General features: G+C 49.7%; 29 protein-coding genes and 2 tRNA genes. 5 read left to right on the top strand and 26 right to left on the bottom strand.

The window, feature by feature from the left end; translation table 11 throughout:
- Positions 1-91 precede the first annotated feature (91 nt).
- From F4Y64_05635 to F4Y64_05620, 4 genes are read right to left on the bottom strand one after another with little or no spacing between them, the layout of a single operon-like run.
- Complete coding sequence (locus F4Y64_05635; protein ID MXX97078.1) at positions 92-601, bottom strand: hypothetical protein; 510 nt, start codon at positions 599-601, stop codon at positions 92-94.
- Positions 598-1,032 (bottom strand): ribosome silencing factor, encoded by a 435-nt coding sequence (gene rsfS, locus F4Y64_05630; GenBank protein MXX97077.1) that lies wholly within the window; start codon positions 1,030-1,032, stop codon positions 598-600. Before rsfS ends, F4Y64_05635 begins: the two co-directional genes overlap by 4 nt.
- Positions 1,022-1,537 carry a LytR family transcriptional regulator gene (locus F4Y64_05625; protein ID MXX97076.1) on the bottom strand — a complete coding sequence of 172 codons (516 nt, stop codon included), beginning with the start codon at positions 1,535-1,537 and terminating at the stop codon, positions 1,022-1,024. The genes rsfS and F4Y64_05625 overlap by 11 nt, the downstream gene beginning before the upstream one ends.
- Before the next feature lie 21 nt (positions 1,538-1,558).
- Entirely contained in the window at positions 1,559-2,086 is a 528-nt protein-coding gene (locus tag F4Y64_05620) for a hypothetical protein (GenBank protein MXX97075.1), read from the bottom strand.
- A gap of 118 nt (positions 2,087-2,204) precedes the next feature.
- Here F4Y64_05620 and pheA point away from each other — a divergent pair, with 118 nt between their 5' ends.
- Both pheA and mltG read left to right on the top strand, forming a co-directional pair.
- Positions 2,205-2,513: a chorismate mutase gene (gene pheA, locus F4Y64_05615; protein ID MXX97074.1), complete on the top strand. Its 309-nt coding sequence runs from the start codon at positions 2,205-2,207 to the stop codon at positions 2,511-2,513.
- Between the two features lie 27 nt (positions 2,514-2,540).
- A complete protein-coding gene (mltG, locus tag F4Y64_05610; protein ID MXX97073.1) occupies positions 2,541-3,578 on the top strand; it encodes an endolytic transglycosylase MltG in 1,038 nt (345 codons plus the stop codon).
- 111 nt (positions 3,579-3,689) lie between these two features.
- Here the strand turns inward: mltG and F4Y64_05605 are convergent, their stop codons facing one another.
- The 3 genes from F4Y64_05605 to F4Y64_05595 all read right to left on the bottom strand — a co-directional run bounded on the left by F4Y64_05605 (position 3,690) and on the right by F4Y64_05595 (position 6,289).
- On the bottom strand, positions 3,690-4,448 hold the full coding sequence (locus F4Y64_05605; protein MXX97072.1) for an SDR family oxidoreductase: 759 nt from the start codon (positions 4,446-4,448) through the stop codon (positions 3,690-3,692).
- A 165-nt stretch (positions 4,449-4,613) separates the two neighbouring features.
- A complete protein-coding gene (locus F4Y64_05600) occupies positions 4,614-5,138 on the bottom strand; it encodes a DUF2480 family protein (protein ID MXX97071.1) in 525 nt (174 codons plus the stop codon).
- 5 nt (positions 5,139-5,143) lie between these two features.
- On the bottom strand, positions 5,144-6,289 hold the full coding sequence (locus F4Y64_05595) for a cysteine desulfurase (GenBank protein ID MXX97070.1): 1,146 nt from the start codon (positions 6,287-6,289) through the stop codon (positions 5,144-5,146).
- 113 nt (positions 6,290-6,402) lie between these two features.
- On the opposite strand from F4Y64_05595, the gene F4Y64_05590 reads away from it, so the two are divergent.
- Positions 6,403-6,475, top strand: a tRNA-Glu gene (locus tag F4Y64_05590).
- A gap of 3 nt (positions 6,476-6,478) precedes the next feature.
- On the opposite strand, the gene F4Y64_05585 is transcribed toward F4Y64_05590, so the two are convergent.
- Both F4Y64_05585 and F4Y64_05580 read right to left on the bottom strand, forming a co-directional pair.
- Complete coding sequence (locus F4Y64_05585; GenBank protein ID MXX97069.1) at positions 6,479-7,162, bottom strand: ATP-dependent Clp protease proteolytic subunit; 684 nt, start codon at positions 7,160-7,162, stop codon at positions 6,479-6,481.
- On the bottom strand, positions 7,163-8,461 hold the full coding sequence (locus F4Y64_05580) for a hypothetical protein (GenBank protein MXX97068.1): 1,299 nt from the start codon (positions 8,459-8,461) through the stop codon (positions 7,163-7,165).
- 59 nt (positions 8,462-8,520) lie between these two features.
- Between F4Y64_05580 and F4Y64_05575 the strand changes: the two genes are divergently transcribed.
- Positions 8,521-9,042, top strand: coding sequence for a methylated-DNA--[protein]-cysteine S-methyltransferase (locus tag F4Y64_05575; GenBank protein MXX97067.1), 522 nt, complete (start codon positions 8,521-8,523; stop codon positions 9,040-9,042).
- On the opposite strand, the gene F4Y64_05570 is transcribed toward F4Y64_05575, so the two are convergent.
- The 8 genes from F4Y64_05570 to F4Y64_05535 form a co-directional block, all read right to left on the bottom strand.
- Complete coding sequence (locus F4Y64_05570) at positions 9,008-10,330, bottom strand: ABC transporter permease (protein MXX97066.1); 1,323 nt, start codon at positions 10,328-10,330, stop codon at positions 9,008-9,010. The genes F4Y64_05575 and F4Y64_05570 overlap by 35 nt on opposite strands.
- Positions 10,320-11,240: an ATP-binding cassette domain-containing protein gene (locus tag F4Y64_05565; GenBank protein ID MXX97065.1), complete on the bottom strand. Its 921-nt coding sequence runs from the start codon at positions 11,238-11,240 to the stop codon at positions 10,320-10,322. The genes F4Y64_05570 and F4Y64_05565 overlap by 11 nt, the downstream gene beginning before the upstream one ends.
- Positions 11,241-11,345: 105 nt before the next feature.
- On the bottom strand, positions 11,346-11,636 hold the full coding sequence (locus F4Y64_05560; protein MXX97064.1) for a hypothetical protein: 291 nt from the start codon (positions 11,634-11,636) through the stop codon (positions 11,346-11,348).
- Between the two features lie 220 nt (positions 11,637-11,856).
- Positions 11,857-12,402 (bottom strand): crossover junction endodeoxyribonuclease RuvC, encoded by a 546-nt coding sequence (gene ruvC / locus F4Y64_05555; GenBank protein MXX97063.1) that lies wholly within the window; start codon positions 12,400-12,402, stop codon positions 11,857-11,859.
- Positions 12,402-13,121, bottom strand: coding sequence for a YebC/PmpR family DNA-binding transcriptional regulator (locus F4Y64_05550; GenBank protein ID MXX97062.1), 720 nt, complete (start codon positions 13,119-13,121; stop codon positions 12,402-12,404). The genes ruvC and F4Y64_05550 overlap by 1 nt, the downstream gene beginning before the upstream one ends.
- Before the next feature lie 3 nt (positions 13,122-13,124).
- Entirely contained in the window at positions 13,125-15,956 is a 2,832-nt protein-coding gene (carB, locus tag F4Y64_05545; GenBank protein ID MXX97061.1) for a carbamoyl-phosphate synthase large subunit, read from the bottom strand.
- Between the two features lie 3 nt (positions 15,957-15,959).
- Complete coding sequence (gene carA / locus F4Y64_05540; protein MXX97060.1) at positions 15,960-17,060, bottom strand: glutamine-hydrolyzing carbamoyl-phosphate synthase small subunit; 1,101 nt, start codon at positions 17,058-17,060, stop codon at positions 15,960-15,962.
- A gap of 296 nt (positions 17,061-17,356) precedes the next feature.
- Positions 17,357-18,535, bottom strand: coding sequence for a Fic family protein (locus F4Y64_05535; protein MXX97059.1), 1,179 nt, complete (start codon positions 18,533-18,535; stop codon positions 17,357-17,359).
- 705 nt (positions 18,536-19,240) lie between these two features.
- Here F4Y64_05535 and F4Y64_05530 point away from each other — a divergent pair.
- Positions 19,241-19,903 carry an energy transducer TonB gene (locus F4Y64_05530; protein MXX97058.1) on the top strand — a complete coding sequence of 221 codons (663 nt, stop codon included), beginning with the start codon at positions 19,241-19,243 and terminating at the stop codon, positions 19,901-19,903.
- Between the two features lie 3 nt (positions 19,904-19,906).
- On the opposite strand, the gene F4Y64_05525 is transcribed toward F4Y64_05530, so the two are convergent.
- The 9 genes from F4Y64_05525 to F4Y64_05485 all read right to left on the bottom strand — a co-directional run bounded on the left by F4Y64_05525 (position 19,907) and on the right by F4Y64_05485 (position 26,770).
- Positions 19,907-20,095, bottom strand: coding sequence for a DUF2062 domain-containing protein (locus F4Y64_05525; GenBank protein MXX97057.1), 189 nt, complete (start codon positions 20,093-20,095; stop codon positions 19,907-19,909).
- Between the two features lie 130 nt (positions 20,096-20,225).
- Positions 20,226-20,771, bottom strand: coding sequence for a 2-amino-4-hydroxy-6-hydroxymethyldihydropteridine diphosphokinase (gene folK / locus F4Y64_05520; GenBank protein MXX97056.1), 546 nt, complete (start codon positions 20,769-20,771; stop codon positions 20,226-20,228).
- Positions 20,772-20,776: 5 nt separating this feature from the next.
- A tRNA-Arg gene (locus tag F4Y64_05515) sits at positions 20,777-20,849 on the bottom strand.
- Positions 20,811-21,500, bottom strand: coding sequence for a ribulose-phosphate 3-epimerase (rpe, locus tag F4Y64_05510; protein ID MXX97055.1), 690 nt, complete (start codon positions 21,498-21,500; stop codon positions 20,811-20,813). Before rpe ends, F4Y64_05515 begins: the two co-directional genes overlap by 39 nt.
- Before the next feature lie 6 nt (positions 21,501-21,506).
- A complete protein-coding gene (nuoH, locus tag F4Y64_05505; GenBank protein MXX97054.1) occupies positions 21,507-22,532 on the bottom strand; it encodes an NADH-quinone oxidoreductase subunit NuoH in 1,026 nt (341 codons plus the stop codon).
- Positions 22,533-22,538: 6 nt separating this feature from the next.
- Positions 22,539-24,266 carry a 2Fe-2S iron-sulfur cluster binding domain-containing protein gene (locus F4Y64_05500; GenBank protein ID MXX97053.1) on the bottom strand — a complete coding sequence of 576 codons (1,728 nt, stop codon included), beginning with the start codon at positions 24,264-24,266 and terminating at the stop codon, positions 22,539-22,541.
- 7 nt (positions 24,267-24,273) lie between these two features.
- Positions 24,274-24,723 carry a DUF4920 domain-containing protein gene (locus F4Y64_05495; protein MXX97052.1) on the bottom strand — a complete coding sequence of 150 codons (450 nt, stop codon included), beginning with the start codon at positions 24,721-24,723 and terminating at the stop codon, positions 24,274-24,276.
- 22 nt (positions 24,724-24,745) lie between these two features.
- On the bottom strand, positions 24,746-26,035 hold the full coding sequence (gene nuoF, locus F4Y64_05490; protein MXX97051.1) for an NADH-quinone oxidoreductase subunit NuoF: 1,290 nt from the start codon (positions 26,033-26,035) through the stop codon (positions 24,746-24,748).
- 60 nt (positions 26,036-26,095) lie between these two features.
- Positions 26,096-26,770, bottom strand: a complete 675-nt coding sequence (locus F4Y64_05485) for an NAD(P)H-dependent oxidoreductase subunit E (protein ID MXX97050.1) — start codon at positions 26,768-26,770, stop codon at positions 26,096-26,098.

The raw sequence follows: 26,770 nt of genomic DNA, 5'->3' as shown, positions 1-26,770 counted from the left end.
GGGAATCCAGCTCCGATATCTCTATGCACTGGATAACCGTCGAAGTCCAGAGGGTTATTATGCTTTCCTTTGTGTTGAAAGAGCGATAATCTTATTCTCTGGTCTCAAGCTTTCGAACCGTAAAAGGTATGGTCGAATCATTGAGCTTCAGCGTGTAGTGCCCCTGAATGAAGCCACCGTCCAACATTAGATATAGCCGATAGGGATGACGGGCAGTTGCGCACACATGTGACTGGCCGCGGCGCATCTGCAGTGTGGCCGTGATGATATTCCCCATCCTCTCTTGATCAAAGGCATGCAGTTCCATACATGCATCCGGCAAACTGCCCTTGACCAAGACCTCCACCGCTACGGTGTCCTGCTCCAATTGAAGCAGTTCTGGTCGTACAAATACACGATCAAAAGTTGCGGGAAAATAGGTAAACGTGTGCTCCTGTTCAGGCACACTGATCGTGACCGTGCGATACCCATCCGGCGGCACCCCTTCGTATCGGTGTCCAAATCGCATGTCTGGTTCTGTAGACGTTGCGGTGTTGGATCCGCTGCAAGCCGTCACATACCCGAGCAGGAGCACAGTGAGGGTCGCAAATCCTGTTCTCATGATTGAAGCAGAACCGCGGTCCCTTCATCAACCTTTTCTATCGGCGCATCACTCCATAGCCGCTCAAGGTCATAGAATTCACGTCTCTCAGGCGTAAATATGTGAACGACTAGGTCCACATAATCAAGTAATACCCACTGGCGGTGCTCCGTACCTTCAATATGCCACGGAACCTCGTGACATTCACTCTTGAGTCGTTTCTCAACCGCCTCCGCAATGGCCTTAACCTGGATGTCCGATGTGCCAGAGCACAGGATAAAATAATCGGCGATACCACTGGCCTTATGCATATCCATAATGACCACATCAGAAGCCTTCTTCTCCCGTATGGCTGTCAGAGCTTCCCGGGCAAGAATCTGCACGGGTATAGGGCTTAACCGCTTCTTGTTCGGCGTGGTAGAAGACGTGACCAAAGGTGGCTCAGTTACCATTATCCGGGTCTTGAATGGGAGGAGCACTTTGCGGGGGTGCAAATGGAGGGATGACCCCATAATCCTTACCAAGAATGATTGAGACATCCAGATGAAATTCACTGCGCACATCCTGTTGGACACGTTCAGGTGGCAGACCAAGAGATGCAGCGACCTGTTGGGCGATTTCCAGATTGCCGATCCGATCTATAATGACCGTTTGCCCAACATCAAAGGACGGATGATTCCCCACGCCTACAACATCGTATCCTTTTGAGCGCAGGTACGTCCGCATTCGTTCAGCTACACCGTGGACGCCTACCCCATTACGAACCTCAACCTGATAAATATCCGCAGGCCCTGGGGCTTCAATCTCAGTAGTACTAATGGAAGAGGCGACTTGAACGGGAAAGAATGCCTCCTTTACCAGTGGAATGTTCACCAGTAAAGACACGACCAGTACGACGACAACGAGGATTAATAGAGTCGAGAAAATAGAAAGACTAAAAGCCTTCAGTCGGTTCATGTACACTCCAACCGTGCGGTACTAAAACCAGAAACCCCTTCTATAGTGTCCAATGTGACGATGATTATACCCGTAGCCATAGGGGCCATATCCCATCATGCCATGATATGCATAGGGATCTTGTCTGATTTGAAAATGGAACTGGACACGCTCAGATGGCTTCCATGCTACTTCGGCATTACGTAAAAAGATCTGCGGGTGTTGTTGCCCAAATCCAGCCTCCCGGGCAATCTGATTCTGAGGAGAATACGCAACTGCAACGTCCATTCGCGCAGCTAGTTTAGGACTGAACTGCCAGACCATCGTATTTGTGTACATTCCCATTGAATACCCATTACCAGCAAAGGAACCGGCCGTCATTTCGAAGCTATGGCTCATTTGAAAGACGCTGGGGTTAAAGATCCGGTTCAACAGTGCACCAACCTTGTTTGATGGACTATACAGTCTGGTTTGCGGAAACGCATTGGGGACCGTTTCCCGGAACTGCGCATCTGCAGGCAACGCCAGAAAAGCTATAACAGCAATAAGCAATAAATTCTTATAGGTCATCAAAGCATATCTTTGGTTAAGAAAGATACTGCGGACTCTGCAAATTATCAATACCTGAAGATTTCACTTTTGTTCATATTCGTACCTATTGAGTAAGCGCTCGCATACAACTTACACCATGAAGCCTGTATCACCGCGGCAAGCAGTTTCGGAAGAAGATCTAGAACCGTTCCGGACGCAGATTGATGAGATAGATCAGAAGATTATAAAGCTTTTGAACGAGCGCTCGAATCTAGCGAATAATATTGGGGAGATCAAGCAGCAACTGGGACTCCCAATCTATATGCCTGCCCGGGAGAAGGAAATCCTCAAGAATGTAATGCGTACAAACCCAGGTCCCCTCTCTGCTGAAGCTGTGCGGAGACTCTTCGAGCGTATCATAGATGAGACGCGTGCACTTGAGCGCCAAAAATATCAGTCTGAGTAGACTAATCTTGGTTATCACTCCCTCATGATGCGTAGAATCTTGCTTCTTACATTAAGTATAGGAGTTCTGATTGGAGCGGGAGCGGCCTGGGTGCTATGGTCCCCGAATATGCCCTCTTTTGAGGACGACCGATCTCTGCACATTCCTCGAGGGAGCTCTTTCATTGATGTTGTTGATTCACTTGAAAGTCGGCAACTGGTGAAGCACCTTTGGACTTTCCGTTTAGTAGCCCATTCGACGGGATGGAAGGATCAAATGAAGGCGGGTCACTATGTTTTTTCTTCTGGAAAATCGAACGTTCACCTGTTGCAAATCCTACGAAAGGGGCTTCAGACTCCGGTATCTGTAAGGATCCCAGCCGGATCCCGACGTGACCGGATCGCTCGCAGTGCAGCCGCCAATATGGCGTTTGCATCGGAGGATTTTCTCGTAGCGCTTCGTGATACTACCCTAGCATCCGAGCTTGATACGGACACGCTTCACTTGTTCAGCTATATGCTTCCCGAAACCTATCAATTCTATTGGCTCACGGAAGCGGATGATGTTGTTCGGCACATCAAAAAGGAGTTCGACAAATTTTTTGAGCGTGAGCTAGCCGATAAAGCGAATGATCGAAACCTTACGCGTGACCAGATCGTGAGCTTGGCAGCTATTGTCGAATGGGAGACAAGTGTGGACGCTGAAAAGTCTCGTGTGGCCGGTGTATACTTGAATCGTCTGCGAAAACGCTGGCCCTTGCAGGCAGACCCGACCGTGCAATATGCACTGGTTGAGCTGGAAGGCAGTCGGCGGCGACTACTCTACCGCGATTATCGGATTCGTCATTCGTACAATACCTACTTATATCGTGGTTTACCACCTGGACCGATTACCAATCCCTCTCCATCATCTCTCCGAGCAACTGCAGCAGCAGAAGATCACAACTTCATGTTCTTTGTCGCCAGTCCTGATGGCGGCCATTCATTCAATGTTGACTTGCGAAGCCACAACAGAGACGCGGCTATCCTAAGGCGTTATTTAGCCGAGCGCAGGCGTAGACAAGCCAACCAGGGCACCGACCTTTGAGTTCAGACATTTAGCTCCTGCACCTTGACGACATTCTCTCTGTCATCGCAGCCCTGCAGGAGTGCCGGTGAGAAAAAACTTACACTGAACAAGAGAGCAGCCACCGGAGCATTAGTGGACATAACTGCCGGCATTGATATCAATTGACGTGCCCGTGGCATGATCTGCCAAGCCACTTGCCAAGAGTGTAACCACTGGGGCAACATCTTCCGGTTCTGTTAAATTATTCAGAGCAAGGTCCCCTAAAATGAACTCTTCTCCATAGGAATCTACTGCATCCTGGGCCATATCTGTACGGACAAAGCCGGGCGCCACGACGAAGGCTTTGATCCCATCTTTCCCATAAGCACGAGCAATCGTGCGCGTCAGCGAAACAACTGCCCCCTTTGAAGCTGCATAACTCATGTACTCGGCTGTATCTCCACGAAAAGCAGCACGTGATGCAATATTGATTATGCGACCTTCTCCCTGCGTCTGAAAGTAGCTGATTGCCAGACGACACAAGAGTGCAGTTGCCCGGGCGTTCAGCGCCATCGTCTGCTCCCACACACGAACCCATTTGTTGGTAGGCTCAGAGGAACGGACAAATTGAGCAATGCCCGCATTGTTAACCAGTATGTCCAACCGCCCATATGTCTTCATGACGTTTTGCAGAAGCGCCTCACAAGCTTCGACCTGTGATAGGTCAGACTGGAATATGGCTGCTTGATTACCCAGCTCAGAGACAACTGCTTCCGCCTGCGTGATATTCCTGTTATAGTGTACAGCAACCGTTGCACCGGCACCCGCGAGACTTGTAGCAATTGCTTTTCCAATGCCACGGCTGGCGCCAGTGACCAATGCCACCTTACCTGCAAGCTCAATTTTCATTTGATCAGGGAAACACGAATGTCCATTCAATCTCTCTTTTGGGGGAGCCTGTCAATAGGCTGACGATCGGCTTCTTCGGATATCACAGCAGCGGGAGATGTCGTCTAACTTGGCCAAATTGCACGAAATCGCAGTCACAAAAAATGGTCGTCGGTGATCTACTCTCTATGCAGACGGGGCCACTTTCTCCTTCGGCCGACGCCATATTGGTACACTGGAGCAAGGCTCACCAAACATAACCTTACGGGCTACCTTCTGCAGTTCCCTCGTTGCTCTGGCATAAGCACTTTCTGGGACAATCCCCGAGCCGCAACCCTTAACTACAACAATCCGGTCAGAAAATTTTGTCCAATCCTCATGCTCCAACGCCAGCGTAAATTGCTCTCGAATCACATCAGCTTTTTGTCCCATTGTAATACTCCTTGCGTGATCAAGATGCGAAGCGATCAGCATATAAGCCCACATCGGCACCAGTGCGTCCGTACTGCAAAAGAGTGCCACATGAACCCCATTGAACGCCTGCCAATCGTCGTATGCAGCGACCTGTGACCGAAATAACTTCTCTCGCAGAAGAAATCCTCCCTCAAGAAAAGAAGCCAGATCCAATTCCTTTATCTCATGTCCCGCCCAGAGCAACTCCAAATCATAAACTTCAATCCCACTTTGAGCTACACGGTTAACAATTTCCATCTGAGTCATGCAGCTTTGTTGTAAAGTCCATCTAAGGCCTTCATAAGTAATTCAGAGGCCTGAAAAACGTCTTGTTTGGTTGTTGGACGCCCTAAACTGACTCGCAAGGTCTGCCTAGCGGCATCATCTCCAACACCCATTGCGGATAGTACCGGGCTGGGCATGCTCTTACCGGATCCACACGCGCTTCCGGTCCCCACTGCCAGCGTACGAATAGACAAGAGAAGTCTCTCCAGGTTCAAATCTGGAAAGGATACGCTACTTGTTTGGGGGAGCCTGTCAGCACCGGCGCCATTAATTTGAACTGCAACTCCCGAATCTATCAGGTCTTGTTCAAATTTGTCACGCAAAGTGGAAAGGCGCTTTGCATCCTGTTCACACTCTAGTTTCGCCAGCCGAAAGGCCTCACCCATGCCAACAATTCCCGGGACGTTGTGGGTACCGCTTCGCTTCCCCCGTTCCTGTCCACCCCCATCAATCAATGGGGCGCACCGTACACGACTACGAACAAACATTGCACCTACCCCCTTGGGACCGTACACTTTGTGTCCACTGCAAACGAGGATATCTACATCGTCCACCGATACCGGCAGCTTGCCAACCGCCTGCGTCGCGTCCGTCATGAACGGAATCCCACGCCCCCGAACTAATCCTGCTATTTCAGAAATCGGCTGTATAACTCCTGTCTCGTTATTGGCCCACATAATACATACCAAGACCGTCTCATCGGTGAGACTGTCCTCTAAGGAGTCAAGATCAAGAAGCCCATCTGAATTAACCGGTAAATACGTGACGTGCCATCCCTGCTGCTGCAGATGCTGACAGGCATGGGTCACTGCGCTATGCTCAGTTTGCACGGTAACGATGTGATTTCCGCGACGGGAACGGACCTCAGCTACACCTTTGATTGCTGCATTAATCCCTTCCGTTGCACCGCTCGTAAAGGTGATTTCACTTGGCCTGGATGCACCAAGACATTGTGCAACTTCCATACGTGCCTTCTCAACCGCGGCATTTGCGGCCCACCCGTACATGTGTGCCTGGCTGGAAGGGTTGCCATAATGTTCTGTGAAGTATGGCAACATCTTGTCCACGACGCGAGGATCAACCGGCGTCGTAGCATTGTAGTCCAAATATATAACCGCAGACATAGCACAAAAGTCACCTAGGTGCTACCTTCATCCAAAAGATGAGGTTCCAGAGCAGCATACTATATCCCGCATAGGGCAACCCTCCGGGGTTATTCCAAGTAAAATACCCCATTGCCGCGTTCGTCTAGGGGTCTAGGACGCCGGCCTCTCACGCCGGTAACACGGGTTCAAATCCCGTACGCGGTACCCTCACTTTTTCTTTGGAAGTACTTGTGGTTCAAGTACACGATCAATTAGCCCATACTCTTTGGCTTCCTGGGAACTTAGCCAGTAATCCCGATCTGCGTCCTTCTCGATCGTGTCGGTATCCTGCCCCGTATGTCGTGCCAGGATCTCATACAGTCGTTGTTTCAACCATAAAATTTCCCGGGCCTGTATTTCGATGTCCGATGCCTGCCCTTGGGCCCCTCCCAGAGGTTGGTGTAACATGATACGGGAGTTCGGAAGCGCCGCTCGGTGCTCTTTCGTTCCCGAAGCTAACAGTACTGACCCCAAAGATGCGGCTAAACCTACGCAAATAGTCGCAACCGGGCACGAAACGTACTGGATCGTATCGTAAACGCCGAGCCCACTGTATACCAGTCCACCCGGTGAATTAATGTAAATATTAATGTCCCGCTCCGGGTCTTCACTAGTCAGGTATAGTAACTGGGCAACCGCCAAGTTTGCCACTATATCATTGATGGGTGTACCCAAGATAATGATACGCTCCTTGAGTAGACGGCTGAATATATCGTAGGCCCGTTCTCCACGGGATGTTTGCTCAACCACCATTGGAACCAAGTTCCCGATGGGCTGATCTCCAAGCCCCTTTTTATAGATACTCTCCGGCAACTGGAGGCTTTTCGAAAACTTGACAAAATCATCTACCATCTAATCGGCACCGTCTGTTGGGGTTGGCTTATTCACAGGGTTTTCCTCTGCTACAATACGCATCATCTGCCATTCGGTGGCAGGGATCTGCTTAATCTTAAACTGCTCCGCTAATTCAGCAAGAATTTTCTTTTCAGATGATCCTTCCTGCTCTGCATTCTCATTCGCAGATTCGGAGACTGAGGACTCCTCAGGCAACGTAGAATTAAGCCGCTCCTCAATGGCAGGGAGTAACAAATTCCAGCGTACTTGCTCTCTCATCATATCAGCAAGTTGCTTGCCCGTCGGTGTCTCCTGGAGAGCACCAGGTTCTAATGAGTTGATCTCTTCTAGGAATTCTACCGGAATGGAAAAGGGATGTAGCTCACAAATTCGCTTCTGTACGAGCCCCTCCAACATTCTGCGACTTGCTTTTTCGCAGCTATCCTCAAGATATTCCTGTGCCCATCCATTTAATTCTTTCGGTGAATTCACTGAATCATCGCTGATTTTAGCGGCCCATTCATCGTCAATTTCTGGCCAATCATACCGCTCGGCCTCCAAAATCTTAACCCGTAGATTTGATTCTTTCGAATCCGTCCGAACCAATCCGGAATTGCTCTCATCGTCTTCTATAACAAATTCATCTCCAGCGGAGTACCCTTTGAAGGTCTCTCCGAACTCAAGATGTTCCGGGCCCATACGCACAGCGGTGGCATAGTCAAAATACTGCTTCGTTTTCGTGTCCCCCGCTCCTATTAGAACATGTCCTGTTTTGCGATCAACATTTTCGTACTCGAACGTTATTCGGTCAAACATGCCCAAGTCCGCCTCACCAATTTTCTCATCCGTATTAAGTGATCTGATGGGCAGATGTGGAGCCATCCGAATTTTAATTAAATACTGAACGAGATCACCCGTCACCTCGGCGACGGGAACTTCAAGCACCTGCTCTGTGAAATCCTTCAATTCGATCTTGGGAAGCACATAAAATTCAATTTGAACGTGCAAATCTTCTTCTAGCTTATATTCACGGGAAATCTCACGAGGTCGTCCAACTACGTCATGTTTATCACTGCGTATAACTATATCCTCGAACACTTCCTTGACTAGATCCTGAACGACGATATCCTCAATCTCGCTCGCGTGTATGCGCCGAATCATCTTGCGGGGAACATGGCCTGGCCGAAACCCGCGTCGCACAGTCACAGACTGCTGTTTTTTTACCGCCAGCCGCACATCTGTTTCAAGATCCGAGGCCTCTGCCTTGATTTCCAAAACGCGGACCATGTCGCCAGTCTCACGGACAAAGGTTTCCATTACGTTAAAAAATGATATTATTGATCATAATTACTCAGGGGGCCTGAAACGCTTTACCCATGCTAATTGTCCCACAAAACTCTACATGCGGGGTAATCCCTAAATCGCCGCTTGGCCCTTTGACTCTAGTTTTCTCGTCTGTTGGTCTGACAAACATTGAATACGGGGCGATATCGGACTACGAACCGGCCGGTATTCCTTTCGAGGCGGCTGCGCACGAGCTTGATGCATACTTCTCAGGAAAGCTTACCCGCTTCTCAATTAAACTTGATCCACATGGAACGGCATTTCAGAAACGGGTCTGGACTTTACTGGAGACAATCCCCTATGGTGAGACTCGCTCATACGGACAACTTGCCCGGCTACTTGGCGACGTAAACTTGTCACGTGCTGTAGGCCGTGCGAACGGTTCAAACCCAATCCCCATTGTCTATCCCTGCCATCGGGTGATCGGTGCGAATGGCCACCTGACTGGATACGGCGGTGGGATCCAACGCAAGGAAACCCTTCTCCGGTTGGAAGCCAGAAATACAAGCCCAGACCTCTTTAGCCAGTTCGAAGATACCCGATCACCGTCTTGAGGGAAGGCTTCTTTCCATACATCAGAAGGCTTGCTCGATAAATTCGTGCACTGACCCATATTGATGCCAGGAATGAACCCAAAAGTAGTCCATAGGACAGCAGAATCTGCCAAAGGGGGACTCCACCAATCGCAATGCGCACGATCATTGGAACCGAAGATGTCAGGGGAAATAGCGACAGACCCACAGCAAGCGAGCCATGCGGATCTACAATGACCGTGCCCATGAACACGATCGAGATGATGATCGGCATCATCAGAGGAAGTAGCAGGGTCTGCGACTCCTGCGGGGAGTCAACCATCGTTCCGACTGCGGCAAATAACCCACCATAGAGAAGATAACCACCTACAAAGTAGAGCAGAAACCAAATCAGTATGGCCGGCGAAATACTTGGTATCGGGATATCCGCTGCTGCCATGAGCTCCTGGGTGCTTGCATCTGCCGCTAGATCATACATTGCTGGATCGATGAATAGCTCTATCAGTGGTGCTGCCAATATCGTAACACCGACGAGCATTACGGCCCAGGTTGCCATCTGAGCAAAACCTACCAAGCCAATCCCCAGCACCTTGCCCATCAGCAGATCAAATGGGCGAACAGAGGAGACAATCACCTCAACCACCCGTGTCGTTCTCTCCTCCATTGCTCCATACAGGATCAACGTACCATAGATAAGAATCCCCATGTACATCAGCATCCCAAGGATACCTCCGAGGACAAGGTACGCGTCATCCGATTCAGCCTCCTCCCTTACTTCCCGTTCCTCATTATAGGCGACCGATTCCACCCAAACGGATCGGTCTAGAATTGCCCGTACATCCGGGGCAACGTTGTTCTGGGCCAGAAGAAAATCTTTCAGGGATCTCTCAATGGTTTCCGATAGTGTTACCCGAACTCCATATCTATCCCCACCCATAGAGTGCAGGACTGGTTGTACATTCGTTGTAATGATCTCTGAAGGAATGTGGACGTACGAATCGATCTCTCCATTGATCATTGCATCTTCGACAGAATCAGGTGCAATCAGCACAATTGTATTCTCACCCGCGCCCTGCTCCATGATCCTAGTTCCTAAAACTCCTGTCTCATCAGCGATGCCAATTCGAAGGGGCTCGGTAGAGAACGATTCGTTGAGACTATCCTCAATTGTGGAGACTGAGATCGCGATCATGGCCGCAATAAATCCTCCAAGCAGTACCGGTCCCAACAGCGTAGTCAAAATGAAGGTTTTTGAGGTCACTCGGCGCATAAACTCGCTCTGAGTAACCACTAGGATCTTATGACTCATCGCTGGCCCCCACGGTCCGAATGAATATTTCGTTCATTGATGGTTGAAGCAACTCAAAACGGTACAGCGCAAGATCAGGAACCGATAACACGCGATCAAGCAACGCTCTCGGATTACAGTCCTCCGAGATACGTAAAACACACCCGTCATCTCTGAGCTCCAGAACCTGGATCTCGCCAGATTTCTGCATAGCATCCAGAAATGGTACCTCCCCTTCATATTCCAAGACCAGCTTCTCGCGCTTAAAACTATTTTTGATTTCCCTCAAACCTCCGCTGAGCACCAGTCGCCCATTTGCAATCAGACAAATGTCATCGCACAACTGCTCCACCTGCTCCATACGATGACTCGCGAACAGGATAATCCGCCCTTGCTGCTTCATCTCGGCAATAATCTCCCGGAGCAGCTCGCTGTTGACTGGATCGAGCCCGCTAAAGGGTTCATCCAGAATAAGCAGTTGAGGATCTGCCAACACCGTAGCAATGAATTGTACTTTTTGCTGCATCCCCTTCGATAGATCCTGAGCTTTTCGTGCCCCCCATTTTGTCAATCCAAGACGATCCAGCCAGTACTCCACTTTACTGGCGGACTCCTGTGATCCCAGCCCCTTGAGCGCGGCTAGGTACCGCAGTTGGTCATTTACCTTAAGTTTTTTGTATAGCCCCCGCTCTTCTGGAAGGTAGCCCATTTTCTCTTGGCTCCATGCTCCCACCTCACGTCCACCAAATGTAACCGTACCTTCATCCGGCGTAAAGATATTGGCGATCATACGGATGGTTGTGGTCTTTCCAGCACCATTTGGCCCTAGAAGTCCAAGAATCCGCCCGGAACTAGCTGTAAACGAAATATCCTGAGCGGCAGTGACCTTGCCGAAACACTTGGTAACTCCCTGAAGAACTAAAGAATTCATGGATACAACTCACCCGAACAAGCGCGAAATTCATCAATCTTGCGCTTGGCGAAAATATGAAAAACTATGCGGTTCAATCGAACCGCCTGGAGGCTTGCCAGTCCCCTACAGAGCCGCTTCCTTGAGCGGAACAAGGTAACGCTCGTGGATGACATCCTCATGTACACGGGCACTTCCCGTGCCGCGAAAATCGACCGAAACGAGGCCTTTCGTTACATTTTGAACTACACCAATTCCATAGGAAGTTGGAAAGGGACCATAATAGACCTCCTCGCCTTTTTCCAGGGCGGGCTTGGATCGACTTTTCCAGTGGAAGACCTGAACGACTGGCAGGCGCTCCAACTGATACTCACTGTTTGTCTTAGGTTTTTTCGGCACGGGTCTGGGATAGTTAATTGCAACGCGCCCCTAACGCAGATTAATGAGCAATGTTCAGGTAAAAACCCCTAAATCCAGCTTGGCGAGAAAAAAAAATATTTTTTCTCGCCTATCCGAGGAAAAAGACGCATTTTCACCACGTCAGGTGCTCAATTTTGAGATATTACACCGCAGGCCCCCTGCTCACTGCTGCCATGATCGCATGCCAGAATGGGGTACGAATTCCACGAGAATTACCTCACTTACCCTCAATCACGCGGTCCGGATTTTCCCGGACAAATGCGGCCCATCCGCTATAGCGAGGCTGATCAGACTTCTTACCTGTTAGCTCCCTCTCCTTATGGCAAAATGCAACGGCCAAGGCATCCGATGCATCATGAGGGACCCCCTCGTTCAATCCTTCAAATTTCAGCAGGCTAGATACCATATATGCAACCTGCTCTTTGCTCGCATTCCCATTCCCCGTAACTGACCGCTTCACCGTTTTTGGTGTGTACTGTGCTACGGATAGACCTTGGTTCAGAATCGCCAGCATTGCTGCTGCCTGGGCACGTCCAAGTTTGAGCATTGCCTGCGGGTTACTTCCATATACTGGCATTTCAATCGCACAGGTATTCGGTTTTAGCTGCGTTACAAGCCTGGTTACCTCGTGGTAAATGGTCTGGATGCGGAGCATATGATCCCCGGTGAGTGCAACAACCCCATACCCGTGCACCCGATTATCGGCATCAATGACGCCGTAACCGGTTTGTGACGAACCAGGATCTATACCCAAAATCCGCATTACACCTCTAGATTCGTGAAGACCTCCTGCACATCTTGTAAATCCTCCAATTTTGCCACCAGAGCTTCTGTCTGGCGAACCTGATCAGGCGATTTTTGAACGGTTGTCATTGGAGCGCGAACGAGACGGGATTCCTCAATCTCGACTTCGGCAGCAGAGATCTTGGCCTGAACAGTTTCAAAAGCTTCTACCGGCGTAACCACCACAAATATATTACCATCTTCTTCTACATCCTCTGCCCCACTGTCAGCAGCTAGTTCGAAGAGCTCCAGTTCATCAATGGCATCTGAGCGAATCTGAATCAAGCCTTTACGGTCAAATAAATACGCAACACTCCCCGATTTTGCCAAGTTGCCACCACTCTTAGAAAATACACTACGAACCTCTGCAACCGTCCGGTTTGTATTATCGGTCAGTGCATCCACCATGATGGCAACACCCTGTGCACTATATCCCTCATAAGTACATTCTTTATAATCCTGTCCCTCAATCTCTCCTACCCCACGCTTGATCGCGCGCTCAATATTTTCCTTGGGCATATTCTTGCCCTTGGCTTTTTGGATGGCTAGAGCCAACCGGGCATTCATATCTGGATCCTTTCCACCTTCGCGGGCTGCAACCATAATGTCGCGAGTAATCACAGCCCACACCTTTGAACGGCGGCTGTCTGTAACCGCTTTTTGCCTCTTTACTTTCGACCATTTATTGTGTCCAGCCATCTGTTAACGCGACAGATAGAGATTCCTCATTTCGTAGGGACGTTTGAAGTGCCTGTCTGTGAGTGCATCTACAAAGGCAATTGTTTCGCCGGTAGATTTCATTTCCGGTCCCAACTCCTTGCGAACCTCAGGAAACTTTGACCAGGAGAATACGGGTTCTTTGATTGCGTATCCTTTGAGTTTGGAGTCCAGCATTCCCTTACTGCGAAACTCCTTGAGCTTGGCTCCCAAGATGACCTTACTGGCAATTCGGGCAACAGGGATCCCTGTTGCCTTTGCAACAAACGGGACCGTGCGAGATGCACGGGGGTTTGCCTCGATCACATAAACCGACTCATCCTGCACAACCATCTGTACATTCATCAATCCCAAAACTTCCAAGCGATCTGCAATTGCAATTGTGTATTTCCTGATTTCTTCGAGAACTGTTTCACCCAGAGAATGAGGAGGCAAGACTGCTGTCGAATCCCCTGAATGTACTCCTGCAGGTTCAATGTGCTGCATGATCCCTGTAATCCATACCTCTCCATCTGCATCCCTTACGGCATCTACATCAACCTCAATCCCATTGTTCAAAAACAGATCAAGCAAAATTTCATTGTCTGGCAACAATTTATAAATATCTGTAACGTACCGCTCAACTTCTTCCTTGTTAATGGCAATCCTCATCCCCTGCCCTCCCAGGACGTAACTGGGACGAACCAGAATAGGATACCCAATGGATTCCGCAACACGCACAGCTTCATACACGGTCCGAGCCATCCCGTACGGGGGAAACGGAATTTCCAACTCTTTCAGGATGTCGGAGAATTTGCCCCGATTCTCAGCCAAATCCATCCGATCATAGGGAGTACCAAAGATTCGGATCCCCCGCTCCGACAACTTGCCTGCCAGTTTTAATGCGGTCTGGCCGCCAAGTTGTACAATGACACCTTCGGGCTGCTCGTGTTCAATAATATCAAGGACCCGTTCCCAGAATACCGGCTCAAAGTAGAGCTTGTCTGCAATATCAAAGTCAGTTGACACGGTCTCCGGGTTGCAATTCACCATGATTGCCTCATACCCCATCTCTTGTACCGCCTGCACACCATGCACGCAGGAATAGTCGAATTCTATTCCCTGACCAATCCGGTTGGGGCCACTACCGAGGATGACGACTTTTTTCTGATCCGAAACGACGCTCTCACTTTCGGTTTCGTAGGAGGAGTAGAAATATGGCGTGATTGCCGGGAATTCTCCAGCGCACGTATCTACGAGGAGAAATTGAGATTTAATATCCAATGATAACCGGTGCGCACGTACTTCTTCTTCCGTGACTTCGTCCGTGACAAGCCAGGCAATCTGAACATCGGAGTAGCCATGCCGCTTCAGGTTCAGAAGTTTTTCTGCTGTAAGGTCCTGCAAGCGCAATTGACGGGTTTCATTTTCCAGATCAACAAGCATCTTGATCTGCTGCAGAAACCAATAGTCAACCCGGGTGATATCGTACACCTCATCCATGGATGCACCGTGGATAAATGCATTCCTGATTTGCAGCGTTCGATCCCAATAGGATTTTTGCAGGCGCTCACGTACATGAGGGCGCTTCGGATCCTCTCGGTCCGCCCCTAATCCCGCATAGCCGATTTCCAGACTCTGCCAGGCTTTCTGTAGACTTTCGGTAAAGGTTCTCCCAATGGACATCACCTCTCCGACCGCTTTCATCTGCGTCGTCAACTCCTCATCAACCCCCTCAAACTTCTCGAAATTCCACCGAGGAATCTTAGTAATCACATAATCAATCGCAGGTTCAAAACACGCACTCGTAGTCTGGGTCACATCATTCTTGAGTTCGTCCAGGGTATAACCAACCGCAAGTCGCGCCGCTACTTTCGCGATTGGGTACCCGGTTGCCTTTGATGCCAACGCGGATGACCGGGAAACGCGCGGGTTGATCTCGATGGCAATCATGCGTCCATCTACTGGATTAATTCCAAACTGGACATTACATCCTCCCGCGAAGGTTCCAATGGACCTCATCATCCGAATCGCGGTGTCCCGCATATGCTGAAACTGCTTATCGGTCAGTGTCTGTGCGGGGGCCACCGTAACAGAATCACCCGTGTGAACTCCCATGGGATCTACATTCTCAATCGTACAAATGATGATCACATTATCGTTACGATCCCGAAGTAATTCCAATTCAAATTCCTTCCAACCATACACCGATTCCTCCACGAGAACTTCATGAACGGGAGAGAGCTCCAGTCCACGCATAATTTTGCGTTCCAGCTCTCTTGGGCTCCATATGATCCCACCTCCTGCGCCACCAAGCGTGAAAGATGGTCGGATCACTACAGGCAAGCCGCCCAAAGATTGGATTACCTCTTTGGCCTCAAGCAAACTCTTGGCTACCCGACTTCTCGCCTGATCTACACCAATCTGTTCCATCAAATCACGAAACTGCTGTCGATCTTCCGTGATATGAATTGCATCAATGTCTACACCAATAACTTTTACCTCCTGCTCCTCCCAGTATCCCTGCCGCTGTAGTTCATCGGCCAAGTTCAATCCGGTTTGACCTCCCATAGTTGGCAGCACAGCATCTGGACGCTCCTTTTCCACAATACGACGGATTGAGTCTGCTGTCAATTCATCCATATAGATTCGATCCGCTGTAATCGGATCGGTCATGATTGTAGCTGGGTTGGAATTGATAAGTACAACCTCATACCCTTCTTTTCGGAGTGCTCTGCATGCCTGCGTTCCTGAGTAATCAAATTCACAAGCTTGGCCAATCACGATCGGGCCAGATCCAATCAATAAAATTTTATGAATATCTGTGCGCCGGGGCATCAATCAGGATTTGGTTTTTGAACACATCTTTAGGTACTCTTCAAACAGATAACGACTATCATGCGGCCCCGGAGATGCTTCGGGATGATACTGAACGCTGAATCCTTGAAATTTCTTAAATCGAAGGCCCTCAACTGTCTGATCATTGAGGTTCAGATGGGAAACGTCTGCCAATTTAGCGGACACAGACTCAGGATCAACTGAGAATCCATGATTCTGAGTCGTTACTTCAACATGTCCAGTCGCAAGATTTTTGACCGGCTGATTGGCTCCTCGGTGACCAACATACATCTTGAATACCTCAATCCCCTGTGCCAACGCCATCAGTTGATGCCCGAGGCAAATTCCAAAAAGAGGTAATTCTGTAGTCATTGCCTCCCGCACGCAATCCACTGCCTCTGGCATGGCGCGCGGGTCTCCAGGACCATTCGAAAAGAATAATCCATCTGGGGACCAGGACAAGACATCTTTCAGGGGGGTCGCGCCAGGAAAAACTCTAACCTGACATCCTAGTGCTGCAAACGTGCGCAGGATATTCGTTTTCACCCCAAAATCATAGACCGCAATACGTCGGTCACCTGAATCGGAGAATACGTAAGATTCACTGCATGTCACTCTGGACGCTAATTCCAATCCCTCCATGCTGGGCCAATCCTGCGCTTTTTCGATCAGAGAACTATCCTCCAAGTCTACGGATGAGATCACAGCATTCATAACACCGCACTTACGAATGTGTAGGACCAGTCTTCGGGTATCTATTCCCGTGATCCCGACCAGACCATGTCGGTCCATATAGTTATGCAGGGATTCCTGTGCCAGCAAGTTGGAATACTCCTGGGAAAATGCCCGGACGACCAAAGCGGAAACCATTGGTTTTGCCGCCTCGGTATCCTCATCATGGGCACCATAATTCCCAATATGAGGATAGGTCATCATCATGATCTGTCCATGATAGGAGGGATCGGTAAGAATCTCCTGGTACCCTGTCATACTTGTATTAAAGCAGAGTTCCCCTCCACTCTCACCACCGGCACCAATTGCTGTACCGTTGACTACCGTGCCATCAGCCAATGCAAGCTTTGAAGGTCGTGGTACAAAACTCATATTACCCGGATATTAACATGGTTTTTTGCCCATAAAAAAGCCCTCTCGTTACCGAGAAGGCACTCCCCTGTTCGCAATAGATTAACTCCCAGACCAAAGATAAGGGCAGCCAGCGGACATTCCAAATCAACACCGTACGTAGGAGCTAAACGAGCAAAATTCTCCTGCACCGCATCCACCAACTCTTCGTGTCAATAAAGAGGTCTTGCATCCTTTACATCCCTTTCCCATCAATTTCTCTAACAACCCATTATTCCAAGCTCAGTAAAGTCAGTCTTACTCCTAAGTCGGGCTCTTTATGCAGTGGGATCACTGATCTTGTTCAAAATCTGAAAATACTCGTCATACGCGAAAATGCGATTCTTTTTCTTTCCGGTCACTTCTCTCACGATACCTATGCTTTGAAGGTGCCTGAGGGCACTGTATACTGTCGATAACGAAATGCCAGCACTCTTGACGACATACGGTGCCGAGAGCACTGGACGCTCCTGCAATACTCTGTGTATCCGAAGTGGTGATGACGCAAGCTTCCCCGACTGTTTAATCTTTTCATGGTCTCTCTCAAATAGCTCGAGAATTTTTTGGGTAGTCTCGATAGCATGCTCCGACGTATGGATCACACCATCCAAAAAGAATTCAAGCCATGTTTCCCAATCACCATGTGTGCGCACGCGCTGTAATAACTCATAATAACGAGATCTGTATGTCTTGAAATGCAGACTGAGATAGAGAATCGGATGTCTTAGAAGTCCACTCGCGCACAGCAAGAATGTAATCATCAATCTCCCTAGGCACCCATTCCCGTCCAAGAATGGATGAATCGTTTCAAATTGAACATGCATCAAACCAGCCTTGACCAGAGCGGTGTATTCGGGATAATCCGTGTGAATAAATGTTTCAAGGTCGCTCATCAAATTGGCGACACACCATGGGGGAGGGGGAACGTACAAAGCATTCTCTGGACGCGATCCTCCGATCCAATTTTGTGATAGCCTAAATTCCCCTGGCAGTTTTGTACTCCCACGCCCTTTGGAAAGGAGGATTTCATGTATTTCCAGCATCAAGCGCTGACTTACTGGGAAACCGCCTGCGATACGTTCTAATCCATAATTCATCGCAGCCACATAGTTGGACACTTCCTGTACATCATCCGGGGGATTACCAAGTGCATCATCAACCTCAAAGAGTAGCAGATCAGACAATGATGACTGGGTTCCTTCAATCTGGGATGATAGCAACGCCTCCTGCCTGACGTATGCGTACAGAAAAATTGGAGTAGCTGGCAAAATCGCACTCACGCCATCCAATCTTCCCATGACCCAATGCGCCTTTCCCAGTTTGTCGGTTAACGTTTGCATATTAACCGGTGGATCTGGGGGAAGCGGCGGTGGCAAATATGCCTCAACCCGTTCCTCTCCTACAGAAGAAATGACAATCTTACTTCCTATCCGAGACGTTATTTTGTCATGTTGCATGCGGAATCATAAAACTTTATTTGATTCTTCAAAAATAAAGAAAATATCATATTTTTTATTATTACCCTACTGACTGCCACTCCATTCCGTCCAATAGCCCAGGAAGAGGGGCAGGATCCTGCTCTGAGTTCAAGTTCATGGCTCCATAGAAACTGGGAAAACCAAACAACGATATTATGAGAATGATTACAAAATTTAATTTTGATTCCCTCAAAATAAGAAAAATTATATATTTTTTATTTTAACTCTGCCAATTGCCCCCAATATACCCAATAATCGAGGAAAACTGGGGCTGCTTCTGCTCTGCGGCCGAGATCATGGCTTCACAGAAACTAGGACAGCTAAATAACGATGTTATTAAGAATAAATACGAAATTTAATTTTAATTCTTCAATAATAAATAAAAATAGATAATTTTTATTACTGAAAAGAATAAACTATTGCTTCGCTGAATCTGGAAAAGGGATCCGATGGAACTGAACGGGGGTCGTAAACTTGAGCACATGTGCTTCGTACCCTAACAATAGGCTCTTTCGATTCACGTACATGGATGGCGGGAAGGCTATGAGACAGACGACTGTAACGGAAGGGTGGTTACATTGCTGATAGTCCAGGCCGTCATCTCAACGGATCCCCCGTAACTATGTACAACCCGAACCGGCTTTCGATTTAGACTTTTAAAGTACACCAACGACTCCCAAGTGGATGCGGCGCCATTTCGACGGAGATCATTACACCTTGCGCCTGCTTGCCAGTATCTTAGTGGCACAGGTACTGGTTTTGCTTTGCATAAAACTATGGCCTCTTCCTCTGACTCCGGGGCCCCTGGATATCACCTATTCCGATCCCGAGGCGATCCAGATGGAAGAGATTGTAACGACTCGCCAAACTCGACTTGCCCCACCTCCACCTCCACCCCTACCCCCCGTGATCCGGCCGGAAGATATTATTCTAGAGGAAGACCTGACGCTTGATTTTAACCCGCTGACGGTAACAGGTCCCCCTATGGACGAAATCCCCGCCGAGCCTGAGGGAATTCGATCAACTGGCATTGCTGCCTCCGAACCACCGAAACCAATTCGAATTGTTACACCAGAGTACCCTCGATCAGCACAACGGCGCAAAATACGTGCAGAAGTCGTGATCACACTGGTCGTAGACCAACGAGGGGAAGTTCGATCCCCGCAAGTCCTTGAGCGATACCTGCTGGATGAAAAAGAAAATACGCGGACGCTAGTGGATGAATTAGGGTATGGGCTGGAAGAAGCAGCAATAAACGCCGCCATGCGATCCCTATTTCGTCCAGCAAGAAAAGAGGGGGTTGTCGTTGCCAGTAACCACAAGCTCACCTTCAAATTCGGAAGCTAAATCTCAGGGCAGATCTCGCCAACGAGCATCCTCTACCTCCTGCTCTTCTCCGAACTCATCCCGATAGGTCTGCTGCAAAGGCTTTTTGCCGCGGTCTGGACGATCTACGCCCACTGCCCTGTAAATACGCCAAACTGCCCGTACGATAAAGTATCCGATCACCGCAAGTAAAACAGCCACTCCGAAATTCATTCAGTTGGACAACAGTTTGAAGTAGTGAATGATATGCAACGCAGGCCCGCTTGCTCCCCGAAAAAATCGATACGCACCCTTTCAGAAACGTGACACTTGTTTTCCGGGATGCGGCACCACTGCAAAAAATTCACCCGACAGCAAGCGCGCTCGATATACGTTCCTGATCTGCACTGAGAAGTCCCGAAGGCATCCTGAACAGTCGGACATCATCTGTGCATTGATCCAATGCTACCGCCACGGTGGTACCAACTGGACTCGGAATGTAGCTGTCGGGGGCTAGATCGTACCACGGCTGCAACACGAACCGCCGCTCTTGCAGCCTGGGATGCGGAAGTATTATCCGTTCCGTATTGCATGTGATTTGTCCCAGCGTAAGAATATCCAGATCCAGGGTTCTGGGGGCATAGGGGATCGATCGTCGACGATTCGCTTTCTGCTCGATTTCCTGGCAAAAATCCAACAGGTCCTCTATCTCTAAATCCGTATGTAACTCTACGACCGCATTCAAAAAGTCAGGGGATTCATCACTGGGACGAAGCGTATGGGCTGCGCCTTCATAAACCGGTGAACACCGCAGATGCGGATCTATCTTCCGTAAATCCGCTACTGCCTGCTGCAACCGTGCAAGTCGGTCCCCTAAATTTGATCCCAATGCGATATAAGCTGTTTGCATTACGGTACCCCCGCCAGGACTCGAACCCGGATATACGGCTTAGGAGGCCGTCGCTCTATCCTGTTGAGCTACAGGGGCAGATGAATTGCGCAACGCGCGGATACGTTCCGATACAACTCCTCCAAAGACCGCACTCCCCGCAACCACAACATCTGCACCATTTTCAGCAACCTCGCGCACATTACCTGGACCAACGCCTCCATCTACTTCCAATAACACTTCCCCACGACTCTGATCAATCATTGATCTCAGTTGACGTGTACGCTGACTCGCTTCGGGCAAATAGGACTGACCAGCAAATCCTGGATACACGGACATAATCATTGCCACTTCAATTTTATCGAGCCAAGGGCTTAATTGATCCAGAGGGGTGTCTGGATTCAGGGTTAATCCTGGCTTACATCCCAATGCACGAATTTTCTGAAGCGTAGGCCCGATCTCCTTGCAGGCTTCAACGTGAATGGTAATAATATCCGCTCCCGCCTTGGCAAAATCCTCAACATACCGCTTGGGCTCCGTAATCATCAGGTGCGTATCCAAGACCACACCAGTTCTTCGCTTCAGTGGTTCAAGTGCAGCGACCGCCAACGGGCCGAAGGTCAAGTTCGGCACAAAATGTCCGTCCATCACATCAATATGCAGCCAATCCGCCCCTGCATCCACGGCCTCTTCTGCATGGGACTCCAGCCTTGCAAAATCAGCAGAAAGAATTGAGGGGGCAATCAACATTCTGTCTCACGAAAAAATGGCGACAATGATGGCCATCAAAAGCACATTGACAAGCGCAACCGGCAGTAATACTTTCCAACCAATCTGCATCAGCTGGTTGTATTTGAAGCGAGGCAGAGTCCAGCGTACCCATAAAAACAAGAATCCGAAGAACGCAACTTTGACCAATAAACTCCCTACCTGCATCAGAGGCAGTAAGATGGAGCCCTCAAGCCACGGCAAAGCTGCAAGTAACTGCGGCTCAAATGGGATCAGGTAGCCTCCAAAGAAGAGCGTAGCAATCACAAACGAGGCGACAAACCAGTTCACATATTCAGCCAGAAAAAACATGCCGAATTTCATCCCACTGTACTCCGTATGATAGCCTCCCACCAACTCCTGTTCCGCCTCCGGCAAATCAAACGGGGCGCGATTCGTTTCTGCAAAAGCAGTAATGATAAACAGGACGGCACCAATAGGGTTACGGAAAAAATTCCATCCCAGGATTGCGCCCCCCATTGCCTGATCTTCTACAATCTCCACGACACTGAGCGAACCGGCGGTAATCACGACGCTGGCCACAGCTAATCCCATTGAGAGCTCGTAAGAAATCATCTGCGCACTTGAGCGCAACCCACCAAGAAGGGAGAACTTGCTGTTACTGCTCCAGCCAGCAAGCGTGACCCCATAGACCGAGATACTCGTCAACGCCAAGATGATCAGAACCCCTACTGCGCTGTCCACAATGACAAAGCCACGCGCATACGGAATTAGTGCCGGCACCGTCATCGCAATCACAACCATCACCACCGGGGCCAGTGAATGAACAAACCTGCTTGCACCCTCAGGAACGGTATCCTCCTTGAAGACCAGCTTGAATACGTCTGCAAACGGCTGAAAAAAACCTCCGGGCCCGACCCGGTTCGGACCTGGTCGATTTTGGATGAAGGCAGACACTTTCCGCTCGGCATAAACCAGACAGGATGCCGATATCAACATAACGTTGATGATCCCAAAGGCCACCAAGGCCAATAATCCTGGCGATAGATCCATCCTCCCTTAACTGATGACCTCTGTCTCAATGAGTGGAAGGTTGATACCACTTAGTCCCATTGCCTCATGTGTGGCTCCTGCAAACCCCGAGACAGTTTGGCTAATGTGCTGCATAACCTTTTTGGGGCCTTGTGGATGAATTTCTACGCCCAGTATCCTTGATATGATTGGAATCATTTCCCAACTGGGCTTACAATCAACATAGTGAGATTCATTATGCCAGCGATCAAAAGGCGTACCATGCTGGTCAGCACGGCTGAGTCCCATGTGCATCATGAGCGTCCGATTGGTTCCCTTGATGGCTTTGGCAGGAATTACTCGCTGTGCCCGCCCGGATTCATTGACAAAAGTCCCAATTGTCTCGGCAACCATTGCCGCAGGCAGTGCTACACTCGCCGCAGGAAGCGTTTGATTGGTCGTGTGATAGTAATGCAGGATAACCTCGATATCGGCCAAGGATTCAATGCTGCACAGCCCTGAAGCAACTGGATCATCCTCCAGAACATACAGAACCGAGACCTCTCCAGATTCAATCCGTGCACGCCAGAGTGACAGATCAATCGGCAATAGTCCCAGACGCTCACACCCTTGGCTGTTCGGAGCCCGGTCATCTGTACAAAGCCAATCATCCCCGTGTCCGGGCTCAATATGAGGTATATAGCCGGCAACCTGCCCCCCAACTGCATCTGCGAGCTGTATCAACATCCAGTTATCCTCAACCGTCGCATGAGCGGACGCAATAAATACAGCACGCTCGCCCGCATCCTGCAAGACTTCCGCAGCTTTCTGAAACGATTCATCCCATGAGGATGAACTGGTCTCTCCTGCGATCGAAGGACCTGCAGGCCGATCTTCGTTAAAGCGTTGATAGGCTAAACGATCTTCGTCGGGAAGCCAGAATTCATTGACATCTGGATTGGTACGCGGCGTAATCCGCAACACTAGGTTGTCCCGGACCCATAGATGACAATTCGACCCCTTCGCGTTGGTTGTCGTGATGGATGGGGTGCTGGCCATCTCCCAGATCCTCGCCTGAAATCGAAAATCAACAGAGGTCAGCGCACCAACCGGGCACAAGTCAATCACATTCATGGAGTAGGGTTCATCAAACGAAACCCCCGGCGGCGTAATCGGGTAATTCTTCACCCCGCGTTCGATAATTGTGAGTTGTCCACTTTGGGAAATTTCATCTGTGAAGCGCACACAACGTGTACAGTTGATGCAACGCTCCGCATCCAACACAACGCGTGGACCAAGCTTGACCTTCTTCGGCTTGTGAACCTTACGGAATTCAAATCGCGATCCTTCCGGCCCGTACTTGTACGCCTGAATCTGAAGAGGGCAATGCCCCGCCTGATCGCAGATTGGACAATCAAGTGGATGGTTAATGAGCAGGAGCTCCAAGGTATCACGCTGCGCATCTGCAACCTTCTCACTTGAGCGTGCAGTATGAACGACCTGTCCGTCTGATAGGATATGGCTGCAACTGGTCTGCAGCTTGGGGAAATACTGGATGACGGGTTCTCCCTTCTCATCCACCTGGATCTCACCCGTCTGCCGATCCCGCATCGGCGCCCCAATATCTACTAGACACTGTCGACAGTTTGCCGGCACTGACATGGACGGATGGTAACAAAAATGGGGAAGTTCGATGCCGTGATCCAGACAAAACTGGAGCAAACTCGGCCGACCTTCAAACTCGTATTGCTTGCCGTCTATGATGACCTGGGGCATGGAAAATCTAACTGGATTCTTCTGGAGACACACGAACACCTACTGCGCTCATGGAAAGCACCGGTCTCGGCCCCGGTGCATCCTCCTGGTAGTGCGCTTCTGCCCACTCCTCTGGAATCGAGATCACCCCAAAGACGATGGCATGGCGACCACTGATATCTTTGGGCACGGTAAACTGGTACTCGCCATCCTTATCCATCTCGGCATGAACGCGCAGGCCATCTTCTGTATCTATACTTCGGAGCATCAACCAGCATCCATCCATCTGACAGACTTCGTGTACGGTTCCTGCAACCGCCACATTCGTCCCCGTATAGTGTTGCGGCTCCGATACAACAGCCTCTATCGGGACGGCATCTGCAACGTCTGGCACTAGTCCATAGACGGCATCGCTGATGGGCTCTGCACGATTACAGGCGATAAAAAAGATAACGACAAGGATCAGGTTGTATTTCATGTATCAATCGTCATGTTCATATTCAGGCACTCACTGCCCAGACTGCCGGACGGCATCGGTGCTCAAAATCTTCCCGGAAACGCTTGATCGTATTGCGTACAGGCCAAGCCGCCGCATCCGCCAATGCACAAACGGTACGCCCTTCCATTTGATCGCAGAGATCGAGCAAAAGATCAAGGTCCCGAAGGTTTCCTTCGCCATCATCAATTCGGGTGATCAAATTCTCCATCCACCCTGTACCTTCCCTGCACGGAGTACACTGTCCACAACTTTCATGGTGGTAAAAATGTGCGACCCGGCGCAAGAACGCAACCATATCCGTGTCCTCGTCCAGAAATAGCATGCCGGCCGTCCCCAACATCGAGCCTGCTTTCTGCAAACTCTCCACATCCATCGTGACTCCCTCAATCATATCTGCCCGAAGCACCGGCACGGATGCCCCGCCAGGCACAAGTGCTTTAAGCCTTTTATTTCCACGCATCCCTCCAGCAATCTCGAGAAGGTCGGTGATGAGCATCCCCGTTGGATATTCATATACGCCCGGTCGATTCACATGCCCCGAAATCCCATAAAGCAGAGGCCCTGGGTTTTTCTCTGCACCAATTGCCGCAAACCAATCGGCCCCTCGATCCAGAATGAGCGGGGCACAGGCGAGCGTCTCCACATTATTGATCGTAGTGGGATATCCCCAAATCCCTGATTGTGCCGGAAATGGTGGCTTAATCCGGGGATAGGCCCGTTTCCCCTCAAGGGATTCCATCAAACTGGTCTCCTCACCACATATGTAAGCACCTGCTCCCTTATGGAGAATGATGTCCATACTGTGATTCGTTCCCAGCATGTTTTTGCCTGCCAATTTTGCGTCATACACTTTTTCCAGCTCCTCCTCCATATGCGTGATCCAACTTGCATACTCGCCGCGAACATACAGATAGCATGCTTTGAGGGACATAGCATAACAGGCGATCAGGATCCCCTCAAACAAGAGGTGAGGGTTGTACTCCATGAGTTGCCGATCCTTGAATGTCCCTGGTTCACTTTCATCTGCATTACAACACAGGTAGCGGGGCACCTCCGGCTTGACCGGGGGCATGAAACTCCATTTGAGCCCTGTAGGGAACCCTGCTCCTCCCCTGCCACGCAACCCACTGCGCTTCATCTCAGCTGTCACCTCCTGAGGCTCCAGTTCCTTGACGACCTTGTGCAGAGTCTCATACCCACCACCGGCACGATAGACATCGAGGTGATGCAAATTTTTGACCGGAGGCAGAAGCACCCGCTCATAAGATTTCCAGTTCCCCGCCTTCGTCATAATACGTCTCTCATTCTGTCCCGAAATAAGGCCTTTGGATGCATGACAGTTTCAGGCGGATTACTGAGTTCGTTCTGATCGTGGAGGGGTCACATAATTTTCCACCGATTCCGCATCAGTTCGCCTGTTCCCGCCCATTTCATCTTCGTCCTGCGGCAGCGTAATTGATACAAACGGCAATGACTTGCCGGCTTCGAGAGCTTCCAGTAACTCATCGACTTTTTCGGGAGTCAAGTTATGGGCATAGGGGCCATTATTGACCTGCATCATGGGAGCGGAACCACATGCACCCAGACACTCCACCTCCTGCAAAGTATAGCGCCCACAGGCCGACGTATGCCCACGCTTTACCTCCAACTTCTCTTCCAGATAGGCCAGAATATCGTAACCACCACAGAACTGACACGAAAAGCACGTACATACGTCCAGTACAAAAGTCCCCTTCTTTTCTTTGAAGTACTGCGTATAGAAGGTTGCGACCCCGTACACCTGTGCATAAGGTAGGGAGAGCTCGGCTGCAACCAGTTGCAAAACCTCTGGTGGTAGAAATCCAAATTTCTCCTGTGCAAGCCAAAGTGTCCACATTACTGCTCCATCCGATGTGGGATACTGCCGGACCCAACCTGCAATCCTGGCTTTTTCCTCCTCTGTAAAGGAGAGCTGTTTCTCGGAAAAGTGCGGCTCTGGGTTTGGATCCGGGAGTGCAACCACCGGATTACGAATAAAATCTGCCAT

The sequence above is a fragment of the Rhodothermaceae bacterium genome (assembly GCA_009838195.1).
GTDB lineage: Bacteria > Bacteroidota > Rhodothermia > Rhodothermales > Bin80 > Bin80.
Note: the sequence above shows the minus strand (reverse complement) of the source record. Positions and strands in the feature narration are given on the sequence as shown.